9 protein-coding genes and 1 pseudogene are annotated in these 10631 nt (G+C 64.2%); 8 read left to right on the top strand and 2 right to left on the bottom strand.

The window, feature by feature from the left end; genetic code table 11:
* The 5 genes and pseudogenes from AC5IJH_RS12045 to AC5IJH_RS12025 form a co-directional block, all read left to right on the top strand.
* Positions 1 to 211, top strand: a pseudogene (locus AC5IJH_RS12045) (carbonic anhydrase); the annotation flags it as partial.
* 202 nt (positions 212 to 413) lie between these two features.
* Positions 414 to 2330: a molecular chaperone DnaK gene (gene dnaK, locus AC5IJH_RS12040; RefSeq protein WP_491903067.1), complete on the top strand. Its 1917-nt coding sequence runs from the start codon at positions 414 to 416 to the stop codon at positions 2328 to 2330.
* A 155-nt stretch (positions 2331 to 2485) separates the two neighbouring features.
* Positions 2486 to 2728, top strand: coding sequence for a hypothetical protein (locus AC5IJH_RS12035; protein ID WP_491903066.1), 243 nt, complete (start codon positions 2486 to 2488; stop codon positions 2726 to 2728).
* An 88-nt stretch (positions 2729 to 2816) separates the two neighbouring features.
* Complete coding sequence (locus tag AC5IJH_RS12030) at positions 2817 to 3626, top strand: Fpg/Nei family DNA glycosylase (RefSeq protein ID WP_491903065.1); 810 nt, start codon at positions 2817 to 2819, stop codon at positions 3624 to 3626.
* A gap of 65 nt (positions 3627 to 3691) precedes the next feature.
* Entirely contained in the window at positions 3692 to 4915 is a 1224-nt protein-coding gene (locus tag AC5IJH_RS12025) for a DnaJ C-terminal domain-containing protein (protein ID WP_491903064.1), read from the top strand.
* A 78-nt stretch (positions 4916 to 4993) separates the two neighbouring features.
* Here AC5IJH_RS12025 and AC5IJH_RS12020 read toward each other — a convergent pair whose 3' ends face one another.
* Positions 4994 to 5518 (bottom strand): hypothetical protein, encoded by a 525-nt coding sequence (locus tag AC5IJH_RS12020; RefSeq protein WP_491903063.1) that lies wholly within the window; start codon positions 5516 to 5518, stop codon positions 4994 to 4996.
* Between the two features lie 391 nt (positions 5519 to 5909).
* Between AC5IJH_RS12020 and AC5IJH_RS12015 the strand changes: the two genes are divergently transcribed.
* Together AC5IJH_RS12015 and AC5IJH_RS12010 are read left to right on the top strand one after the other, a co-directional pair.
* Entirely contained in the window at positions 5910 to 6326 is a 417-nt protein-coding gene (locus tag AC5IJH_RS12015) for a MerR family transcriptional regulator (protein WP_491903062.1), read from the top strand.
* 69 nt (positions 6327 to 6395) lie between these two features.
* Positions 6396 to 7631 carry a glycosyltransferase gene (locus AC5IJH_RS12010; RefSeq protein ID WP_491903069.1) on the top strand — a complete coding sequence of 412 codons (1236 nt, stop codon included), beginning with the start codon at positions 6396 to 6398 and terminating at the stop codon, positions 7629 to 7631.
* An 18-nt stretch (positions 7632 to 7649) separates the two neighbouring features.
* Here the strand turns inward: AC5IJH_RS12010 and AC5IJH_RS12005 are convergent, their stop codons facing one another.
* On the bottom strand, positions 7650 to 9596 hold the full coding sequence (locus AC5IJH_RS12005) for a glycosyltransferase family 39 protein (protein ID WP_491903061.1): 1947 nt from the start codon (positions 9594 to 9596) through the stop codon (positions 7650 to 7652).
* Between AC5IJH_RS12005 and AC5IJH_RS12000 the strand changes: the two genes are divergently transcribed.
* Positions 9595 to 10611, top strand: a complete 1017-nt coding sequence (locus AC5IJH_RS12000) for a CHAD domain-containing protein (RefSeq protein ID WP_491903060.1) — start codon at positions 9595 to 9597, stop codon at positions 10609 to 10611. The genes AC5IJH_RS12005 and AC5IJH_RS12000 overlap by 2 nt on opposite strands.
* Positions 10612 to 10631: the final 20 nt, after the last annotated feature.

The raw sequence follows: 10631 nt of genomic DNA, 5'->3' as shown, positions 1-10631 counted from the left end.
CCCCCCCGTCGCGGCCGGGCTGGCCTCCGGCACGCTTCGGCTACACGGCTGCGTGTACAACATCGGCAGCGGCCACATGGACCTTTACAGCGCGACAGAGCAGCGCTTCGTCCCGGTAGTGGCACCTCGCTCATCCGAACGGGAGGGCACCCCGGATCCCATGCGCCAGCATCCGGGAGGGGCAGCCCTCGAAACAGCCAAAGCAAGCTGACCTCGTCCTTTCAACAACTTAGAAGGTCAAATCGGCCGCAGGAGCCATGCTCCTGGCGGCCGATCTGTTTTCTGGCAGGCCAACTCGCGAATTTCGAGCTCCGGCTGCATCCTGCTACTAGATTCAGCATCAGATAGATTGACAACAAGTCACTCAAGTGCGAGATTGAGAAAGAACGCACGGCGACGAGGTCAGGAGAGTTATGGCAAAGATTATCGGTATCGATCTGGGCACCACCAATTCAGTGGTGGCCGTCATGGAGGGCGGCGAGCCCAAGGTCATCCCCAACAGCGAGGGAGATCGCACCACCCCGTCCATCGTCGCCTTTACGAAGACGGGCGAGCGCCTGGTCGGCCAGACCGCCAAGCGGCAGGCGGTCACAAACCCGCAGAACACGGTGTACTCGATCAAGCGCTTCATGGGCCGCCGCGCCAATGAAGTCTCGGACGAGATGAAGATGGTGCCCTACACGGTCAAGCAGCAGGGCGACCATGTCGTGGTCGAGGCGCAGGGCAAGGACTACACCCCGCCCGAAGTGTCGGCAATGATTCTGCAGAAGCTGAAGCAGGCAGCAGAGAGCTACCTGGGCACCACGGTGACCGAGGCGGTCATCACCGTGCCGGCTTACTTCAACGATGCGCAGCGCCAGGCCACCAAGGACGCAGGCCGCATCGCCGGTCTCGATGTGAAGCGCATCGTGAACGAGCCGACGGCAGCCGCGCTTGCCTACGGCCTGGACAAGAAGAAGGACGAGACCATCGCGGTCTATGACTTCGGCGGCGGCACCTTCGATATTTCGATCCTTGAGGTCGGTGAAGGCGTCATCGAGGTCAAGTCGACCAACGGCGACACGCACCTGGGCGGTGACAACATCGACCAGCGCATTGTCGAGTGGCTGATCGATGAGTTCAAAAAGGATGAGGGCCTGGACCTGCGGTCGAAGGGCAACGAGATGGCCCTGCAGCGGCTGAAGAGCGCTGCAGAAGCGGCCAAGATCGAGCTCTCGACCACGATGGAGACGGAGATCAACCTCCCCTTCATCACAGCCGACGCCTCTGGTCCGAAGCACCTGGTGCGCAAGCTCACGCGCGCGAAGCTAGAGCAGCTGGTTGATGACCTGCTTCAGCGCTCGCTTGAGCCTTGCCGCAAGGCGCTGGCCGACGCCGGCGTGAAGCCGGAGCAGATCGACGAGGTGGTGCTGGTCGGTGGTCAGACCCGCATGCCGAAGATCCAGCAGCTTGTGAAGGAGCTCTTTGGCAAGGAGCCGCATCGCGGTGTGAACCCCGATGAGGTTGTGGCGATCGGCGCAGCCGTGCAGGCAGGCGTGCTCGCAGGCGAGGTCAAGGACCTGCTCCTGCTGGACGTGACCCCGCTGACGCTGGCGATCGAAACGGCGGGCGGCATCGCGACCCCGATGATCTCGCGCAACACGACGATCCCGACCAAGAAGACCGAGACCTTCTCGACCTTCGCGGATAACCAGAGCGAGGTAGAAGTCCACGTTCTGCAGGGCGAGCGGTCGATGGCGCAGGATAACCGCACTCTCGGCAAGTTCAAGCTGGGCGGCATCGTGCCGGCTCCGCGCGGCGTGCCGCAGATCGAGGTCACCTTCGACATCGATGCGAACGGCATCCTGAACGTGCTCGCAAAGGATCGCGGCACCGGCAAGGACCAGAAGATCACGATCACGTCGTCTTCGGGTCTGAGCAAGGATGAGGTGGAGCGCATGGCGCGCGACGCTGAGTCGCACGCAGCCGAGGACAAGGAAAAGCGCGACCAGATTGAGGCCCGCAACGGCCTGGACAACATGGTCTACAACATCGAGAAGATGTTGAAGGAGAACGGCGACAAGGTCTCAGGCTCAGAGAAGAGCGACGTTGAAAGCGCTCTTGCGGATGCGAAGAAGACCCTGGAAGGCTCGCCGAGCGCGAGCGAGCTGGACGCGGCACGGGAGAAACTGACCGGCGCCTCGCACAAGCTGGCTGAGGCGATGTACAAGGCGAACGCTGGTGCACCGCCGACCGACGGAGCGCAGGCTGCTGCCGGCGCTGCCGAACCGGAGAAGAAGGACGAGGGCGTCATCGACGCCGAATACGTCGACGTTCCGGAGAAGCGGTAAGTCGGATAGCCAACGGTAACAACCGGCGGATGACCGCGAGGCCTCCGCCGGCGGCCCAAACGTAAGGGGCGCTCGCACAACACGGCGGGCGCCCCTTCGACTCTTCTGCCGATAGAGAAGCAGGGCCGTTAGCGAAGTAAGGAGTGACAGGGGACATGAAGGGAACCAACGGACAGGCACCCAACGGCGCGCCAGGACAGGGGAGGGCAGCCAGCGATTCACCCGAAACCAACAACACACTCTGGCGCTGCGTTCAGCTCCGCGCGGGCCAGATCCTGAGCAAGGTGTTCTTCCCCACGCGCAACGAGGCCGAAGAGTTCGTCTCGCAGATGCAGAAGGCAGAGCCGGACATCTTCTGGCGCATGGAGCCGGTCGAAGCCAAGCTGGTCTGGAACTAAGGCCCATCACAGCGAATGTATCGAGGGCGGCCGACGTGGCTGCCCTCTTGATTGTGCAGTAACGAAATTGCTAGGGTGATGGTTACGAATGCCTGAGGGGAACGAAGTTCATCGCTATCGCGATCGGCAGCACGCATGCTTTGCCGGACGTACCGTGCGTGCGGACTCGCCCTCCGGGCAGTTTCCCGATGCGACCGCGCTCGACGGGCGCAAGCTGCGCGCCATCCATGCGCGGGGCAAGCACCTCGGCTACAACTTCGGTCGCGACCTCATCCTGCACGTCCACCTTGGTCGTTTCGGCGACTTCACCGAGGGCACGGGCCCGCTCGCCGAGCCAAAGGGCGCGCTGCGGCTGCGCATGTGGACCGGCCAAGCTGCGAAGACGAACTGGCTGGAGCTGCGCGGTCCGACCGACTGCTCGCTCTACGACCAGGCGAAGTGGGACAAGCTGCTCGCACGGCTCGGCCCGGACCCACTCGAGCCCGGCGCTGACCCGAAGCCGGCGTTCGCTGTGATCGCCGAGCGCAAGACGCCGATCGGCGCGCTGCTGATGGATCAGGCCGTGGTTGCGGGTATCGGCAACATCTACCGCGCCGAGCTGCTCTTTCGCGCGCGGCTCAGCCCGTTCCGCCCTGGGCAACAGGTCGACGCAAGCCAAGTGCGGGAAATCTGGAAGGACGCGGTCCGCCTGATGCCCGATGGCATGGTCGATCGCCGTATCGTGACCACGCGGCCCAAGGATCGGCCGCATCCGCGCGGCCCGGCACAGCCCGGGGAAGTGCATTATGTGTACAAGCGGCAGGGCAAACCGTGCCTGGTGTGCGGAACGAAGATCGAGAGCCGGGAGATGGCCGGGCGTACCCTTTACTGGTGCCCTCGCTGCCAGGCAGACGATTAGGGTCGAGTGCCACCGCAGTCTGCCGATGAACGGATTGAGAGCAGGATCAGGAAGTTAGACACGACATGCCAGCGACACAGAATAAGGACTACTACGGGTTACTCGGGGTTAAGAAGACGGCTACGGCGGAGGAGATCCGCAAGGCCTTCCGCAAGCTCGCGCGCAAGTACCACCCCGACGTGAACCCGGGCGACAAGAAGGCCGAGGAGAAGTTCAAAGAGATCTCCGAGGCGAATGACATCCTCAGCGACGAGAAGAAGCGCAAGGTCTACGACCAACTGGGCTTCTACTCCGACCAGATCGACCCCGCAGCCGCAGAAGCAGCAGCGCGGGGCGGCTATGGGCGGCCTCGCACGGGTGGGCCGCAGGGCGTTCCGATCGACTTCGAGGGCTTCGATTTCTCGAACTTCGAGAGCGCCGCTGCTGGAGCGGGCCGTCAGCAGCCGGGTGGACCGGCCGGTGGTGGCTGGGGTGGCTTCCGGGATATCTTCTCCGGCATCTTCAATCAGCAGGCGGGCGGAGTTCGCCAGCCACAGCGCGGACCCCAGCCCGGCACCGATCTCGAGTACACCGTCAGCGTCGATTTCTGGACAACGGTGCGCGGCGGCGTGGCCAAACTGCAGATTCAGCGGCAGGAAGTCTGCCCCACCTGTCACGGCCAGGCATCCGCCGGCGCGCCCATGACCTGCCCGGAGTGCGACGGCACCGGCCAGGTGACGCAAATGGGCGGCCGGATGAAGTTCAACATCCAGTGCCCGCGTTGCGGCGGCTCCGGCAAGATCCAGGAGAGCTGCCCCACCTGCCACGGCGAAGGTACGGTCAGCCGCACCGACACGGTCGAGTTCCGCATCAAGGCCGGCACGCGTGACGGGCAGCGCATCCGGCTTGCGGGCAAGGGCAATGCGGGCCTCCACGGCGGCACCGCAGGCGACCTCTACTTGATCATCCGCTCCGGACCGCACCCGGTCTTCCACCGCGTGGCCGACAATATTGAGATCACTGTCCCGGTGCGCGTCGATGAGGCTGCGCTCGGCTCGAAGATCGATGTGCCCACAATCGACGGCCGCGCGCAGTTGCGCATTCCGCCGGGCACGCAGAGCGGGCAGAAGCTGCGCATGCGCGAGAAGGGCGTGCCGTCAGCGGCAGCGGAAAACCACCGCGGCGACCAGATCGTCACCATCGAGATCACGGTGCCCGCGGTGCGGGATGAGCGCTCGAAGGAGATCCTGCGGGAGTTCGCCACGCTGAACCCGGAGGATCCACGCTCCGATCTGTGGAGCCAGGTGTAAACAGCGAGAGGGGAGCCTGGGCAGGCTCCCCTCCGCGACGGTCAGCATTGTGCGGCCTGTTGACCTTCCGGGGCCGGGTTATTGCATTCCGCCAACTGCCGCGATGGTGGTAGTCAGCGGCTCGCGGAACAGGGTCTGGAGCTTTGAGCCGGTCCAGAGCATGTAGTACTTGCCGCAGCTGCCGACCGTATTGTTACGGCAGCCCTGCATGACCAGCAGGCGGCTGTCCGGCCGGTACTGGAAGCCGAAGGTCTCATCCGCGCCGCTCTTGGGAGCGGTCAACTGGAAGCCCGGCTCGTAAACCTTGCCATTCAGCTCGTCGACGATGAAGAAGGTGCTGCAGCCGTCGCCGCAGCCCCACTCGAGCATGCGGTAATGGCCGCCGAAATTGGTGCCCTGCTGCGATCCCTGGCGAATCCGGGTCTTATAGAACGCCTTTGCAGGGCTGTTGATGATCGGCTCCGTGGTCAGACCCGCGGGCACCTTGACGGCCGGATAATCGGCCGCGGCAGGGGTCCAGTCTTGCTGGGCCTGAAGGGGCTGGGCAAGGATGGAAGCGGCAGCGAGCGAGAGGGCGGTGAGGGCGGTCCGGAGGTTCTTCATGACTGGAGTGTGCACCCCGGTCATGTGGTTTCTTAGGCGGGTGTGACCGAAACTGGTTACCTTGGTGCCGGAAGTTGGCAAAAACTACATGGCGCTTTCTGAATACCACCTTGGTGGTATTCGGCAGTCTCGGCAGTATCCAAACGGACCAGAACGGAACGACTTCCCCGCTACGGTCCGAACGGGAACGATCTTCGAACAGCGACGTTCAGATCGCTCCCTTGCTCGTCAGAAAGAATGGCTATAGCTATGAATCGGCATCTGTTCTCTTTGACGCCGCCCGATGCTGCTCCAGGTACACGGCAGCAGAGGTTGCACCGGAAACGGGCAGAATTGCGTAAACTCGAGCCATCCGTGGCATAGGAGTGCTCTTTTAAGCAGGAAGACGACCATGCCGACGAAACGCAAATCGAAGGGCGCCTACATGATCTCCGCTGTCGCGGAGATGTACGGCATTCACCCCCAGACGCTGCGCCTGTACGAGCGCGAGGGCCTGCTGAAGCCGTCTCGCACCGAGGGCAACACGCGCCTCTACACCGACGAAGACCTGGAGCGCCTCGAGTTCATCCTGAACCTGGCGCGCGACCTGGGCGTCAACATCTCCGGCATCGCCATCATCCTGCAGATGCGGGAGCGCATGGAGGAGATGAACCGGCAGATGCAGAGCTTCGTCGACTACGTGCGTTCAGAGATGCTGGAGCGGATGCAGCAGCACGCGCCGAATCAGGCCGAGGCAGCCATTGTGCCGCTGCGCAAAGCGATGGTCATCACGCCGGTTCCGGGCTCGGCGCGGGAGCGCAAGCGCTAAACGGGCGGAGTAAGTCATGCAGGCCGTGATTTAACCTGATATCAGTATCTCGGCAGGTGTCCCGTCGGTATTTTCCTTCACGTTCTGCTCGCGCTGGGCGTCTTCGGCCTAGTCACATCGACGGTCTATGCGGGCCTCGTTGTCGCTGGTGTCCTGCACTTTCGCCGTCAGCGGGTAGCCATCGACCCGGCATTCGCGCCGCCGGTCAGCCTGCTGAAGCCGCTGCATGGTGCGGAGCCCAATCTGGCCGAGCACCTCGAGGGCTTCTTCGAGCAGGACTACCCGGCCTACGAAATCCTCTTCTGCGCGCGCACCTGGGAGGATGCTGGCCTGGTGATCGCGCGCGAGGTCGCCGCTCGCTATCCGCAGGTGCGATCGCAGTTCGTTGTCAGTGGAGAGCCGCCGTTCGCAAATGCCAAGGTCGCCTCGCTCGACCGGATGGCCGTGGCCGCCGAGCACGACATTTTTGTGATCAGTGACAGTGACGTGCGCGTCGGGCGCGACTATCTACGCGCCGTCGTTGCGCCCTTTGCCGACGCGAAGCTTGGCCTCGTCACCTGTCCTTACCGCGGCATTCCGAGCCGCGCCCTGCCGGCGCATGGCAAGCCTGCGGCTGCGCTGTGGGCTGAGCTTGAGGCCGCGGGCATGTCGATCGAGATGACCGCCGGCGTGCTGGTCGCGAACCTGCTCGAAGGCATGGAGTTCGCACTCGGGCCCACCATGGCGGTGCGGCGTTCGTGCGTGGACGAGATTGGCGGCCTCAACGTCCTCGGCCAGTACTGTGCCGACGATTTCCTGCTCGGCAACCTGGTCGCGGCGCACGGTCATCGCGTGCTGTTTTCGCACTACGCCATCGATCACATCGTGCTCAACACCGGCTTCGTCGATTCGATTCGCCACCAGGTGCGCTGGGCCAAGAGCACGCGCTTCTCCCGTCCAAAGGGACACTTCGGCAGTTCGCTGACCTACGCGATGCCGTTCGCGACACTCGCTGCGCTATCCGCGGCAGCCCTGCACTGGCCTGTCGTGGCCATCGCGCTGCTCGCATGGGGTGTGGTGAATCGCATGCTGCTGGCGGGGGTGATTGGAAGCGCCGTCGTCCGCGAGCCATCGCTGCTGCGCACCATTCTCCTGTTTCCGTTGCGCGACCTGATGGGCTTCGGCTTCTGGGCGGCGAGCTATGGCAGCCGGCAGATTCTGTGGCGTGGCGAGGAGTATCTGCTCGAACCCGGCGGACGCATGCGACCGCTGCGCGAGAACAGCAACCACCCCAGCCGAGAAGAAGAGACCGCACTCACCCGCTGATCCCGTTCACTCGCTGATTCAGAGCGGACGATCCGTGTAGAGCGTCTTGTCCGCGAGTTCCTGAATCGCGATCAGCCGCTTCCCAAGCGCGGCTTCCACCTGGTCGCGGCGCTCGCCTTCGGCGAAGAGAAACTTCCGCTCGCCGCTGCCCCAGATCGAGGAAAGCTGCGCATCGTCAAGGAAGATCTTCGGCGCATCGGGCCACATGGACCCCCACAACATCGTCGAGGAGCGGCCATGCACCAGCAGCGCCTGCCGCCTCGTGTAGAAGAGCACGGACGCGCCGTCTGACTGGTCACCGTAGACGATCAGCGTGGCGCGCTTCGCTGCGGGGTCGTCCGGACTGTCCGTCGCGGGGAAGCCGGCAACGTGATTGATGGTGGCCGCCATTGGCTCGGACGAAAGCATTGGCGCGAATCGCACGAAGGCAATATGCGCGGCGACGAGAAAGATCGCCAGCGTGAAGCCAATCGAGAGCGTGGCCTCGAAGTGCCTCTCACGGCGCCGCATGCCGAGCGCGAGCAGTGGGCCGACCAGCAGCACGACCGCAGCAAGCACGGCCGGTGTACGCAGTGCGGCAAACGACGGGCCCGTGAGATCGAACAGGTGCGACATGGAGAGCGAATAGTCACCCACGCCGCGATGCGCCAGCAGCGTGCCGATATCCGGCACGAACGGCAGATGGCGGGAGCTCCACAATCCATACCCCAGGGCCGCCGCAGAGAGTACGCCAACAATCGCCAGCAGAACATGCGGCGCGAGCAGCCAGCGGTCGGTGCCCTCACGCGCCGTGGCATCGACGCGCTCCGCCCGCAGCTCGAACGACGCAAGCACGCCGGCCGTGATGATCAGCAGCGGCAGGTATGCAGGGAAGGTGTAGTACTCCTGATTGGTCGAGAGCGAAAAGAAGAGCAGCAGGAACCCTGCGTAGAAGGCCAGCAGCCACAGGCTGCGTGCGCGGAAGCGTACTACCGGATCCGCCGCCTGCAGTCCGGTCAGCCATGCAGAACGCGTGCGCCACGCACGCCGCGCCACCAGCGGTACGAACAGGCTCCACGGTAAGAGCCAGGCGATCTGGCCGACCCAGTAGATCCACCCTGGTTGCTTGTTGTAGTCGTGCGGGTAGCGCCTGCCGAGGAAGCGCAGCACGTGCTCGTTGATGAAATAGAAGTAGAAGAAGCCGTGCACGTGCCCCGGCGTAGGGATGCTGCCGACGGGGTTGCCCTGGTCCGGATTGCGCAGCCCCGCAAGGATGTGCCATGGCGCAGCAATGGCGAGAAAAGTCAGGAGTCCGGTGACGAACCGCATCTCGCGCCAGCGTCGCCACTCGCCCGTGATGATGAGCCAGGGGATCACGGCAGCGAGGAAGAACACGGGAGCAATCAGTCCTTTGGCGAGCATGGCGACTGCCACAGACGCCCACGCGACATAGAACAGTGCGGGCCTGCGATCCTCAAGTGCCAGCAGAAAGCTATAGAGCGCAAGCCCGAGGAAGAAGCTGAGCAGCGCCTCCGGTATATCGATCCGCGTGAAGAGGAAGACGCCGACTGCGGTCAGCAGCATGAGCGCGGCATAGAAGGCAGCGCGTGCATTCCAGGCGCGTGACGTCCAGTGCCAGGCCAGCGCTGCGATGGCGAGCACACCGAGCGCCATCGGTAAGTGCGCGGAGAAGACGTTATATCCGAAGATGAGGTCGTTGATGGCCGTCAGCCAGTAGGGCAGTGGAGCCTTTTCGAGATAGCGGATGCCGTTGATGTGCAGCGTCACCCAGTCGCCCGAGAGCGCCATATGCTGGGCGGCGTTGGCGTGGGCGGCGTCTGCATCGTCCAGCAGCGGCGGAGAAAACAGCGCAGCGAAGTGGACGGCAATCCAGACGAGGAGGAGGATGGTCCAGGACCGGCGGTCGGACAGAAAGCGGGCCGGTGCGGCATCCGTCTGCACCGGAAGTACGATAGGGCGAGACATGAGCGAACCAGCAGGATACCAGTCGAAGAAGAAGGCAACGGCAACACAGCCGGCGCGGCTATCGCACCTGCGCGAAGTTGCGCGCGAGATGCACGACGAGCTTGCCGAATGTCTTGCCAGCGGACACGATCCGCAGGTGGAAGCCGTCCATCATCTGCGCACCGGCACGCGACGCGTGGAGGCTACGCTCGAGACGCTGGCCCGCGAGGCCGGCGCGCGCGGACTCAAGGAGCCAGTCGAGGAGGCGCGTCAGCGCTGGCTGAAGCAGTTGAAGAAGGTGCGCCGCGCGGCCGGGCGAGTGCGCGATCTCGATGTGCATCGCGACTTACTCTGTCAGCACTATCTCGGCGAGCACGATGATCTATCCGCGGCAGTCGCGGAGGCCAGCAGCGCGGATCTGGGCAAGACGCCACTCTACGAACAGGCGCACCTGCTCGATCGCTGGCTGCACGCGCGGCGGACAGACGCGGCTGAAAATCTGGTCGGCACGCTCGAAGATCACCGTCGCCGGCTGCACGAGGCAGAGCAGAGGTTCATCACTGCCGTGGGCGCAGTGCCTGCTGTATCGGGTCGCAAGCCGCGCTCCGCGGGCCAGCTTGCGCTCGAGGACTACCTGCGGCTTATGGACCAGATGCCTCATCTGGATGCAGCCAACCTGCATGACTTCCGCAAGGGCGCAAAGAAGGCTCGCTATGTCGCCGAGTCCGACAACACGGACACCGCGGCGCAGGCCGTGGCGAAGGCAATCAAGCGTGTGCAGGACTCGATTGGTGACTGGCATGACCTGGAGGTGCTGGCCGCTGAAGCGCGCGAGGCGCTGGGCAGCGACGGTGCCGCGCTGCATGACGAGCTCACCGCACGCATGCACAAGGCGTATCAGCGGGCCCTGCGGCTGACGGCAACCATGGGCCGGCGGTTCGTCGGCGAGTGGCAGGCGCAGCGCATCGGCAAGCCGGCGCGCCGTGCCGGGGCAGCCTCCGTCAGCACGCAGCGGAAGGCCCGGACCAGCGCGTAAGCCCTGAACACAGCAATCGT

It is taken from the genome of Candidatus Dedyshia acidiphila (assembly GCF_051025295.1).
In the GTDB taxonomy this organism is placed as follows: Bacteria; Acidobacteriota; Terriglobia; order Terriglobales; family Acidobacteriaceae; genus KBS-83.
Note: the sequence above shows the minus strand (reverse complement) of the source record. Positions and strands in the feature narration are given on the sequence as shown.

What these genes read in the sequence shown, in the direction of transcription:
- AC5IJH_RS12015 (WP_491903062.1), top strand. Translation starts at nt 5,910, where the DNA reads ATGCCGACGAAACGCAAATCGAAGGGCGCCTACATGATCTCCGCTGTC.
- dnaK (WP_491903067.1), top strand. Translation starts at nt 414, where the DNA reads ATGGCAAAGATTATCGGTATCGATCTGGGCACCACCAATTCAGTGGTG.
- AC5IJH_RS12000 (WP_491903060.1), top strand. Translation starts at nt 9,595, where the DNA reads ATGAGCGAACCAGCAGGATACCAGTCGAAGAAGAAGGCAACGGCAACA.
- AC5IJH_RS12030 (WP_491903065.1), top strand. Translation starts at nt 2,817, where the DNA reads ATGCCTGAGGGGAACGAAGTTCATCGCTATCGCGATCGGCAGCACGCA.
- AC5IJH_RS12025 (WP_491903064.1), top strand. Translation starts at nt 3,692, where the DNA reads ATGCCAGCGACACAGAATAAGGACTACTACGGGTTACTCGGGGTTAAG.
- AC5IJH_RS12020 (WP_491903063.1), bottom strand. Translation starts at nt 5,518, where the DNA reads ATGAAGAACCTCCGGACCGCCCTCACCGCCCTCTCGCTCGCTGCCGCT.
- AC5IJH_RS12035 (WP_491903066.1), top strand. Translation starts at nt 2,486, where the DNA reads ATGAAGGGAACCAACGGACAGGCACCCAACGGCGCGCCAGGACAGGGG.
- AC5IJH_RS12005 (WP_491903061.1), bottom strand. Translation starts at nt 9,596, where the DNA reads ATGTCTCGCCCTATCGTACTTCCGGTGCAGACGGATGCCGCACCGGCC.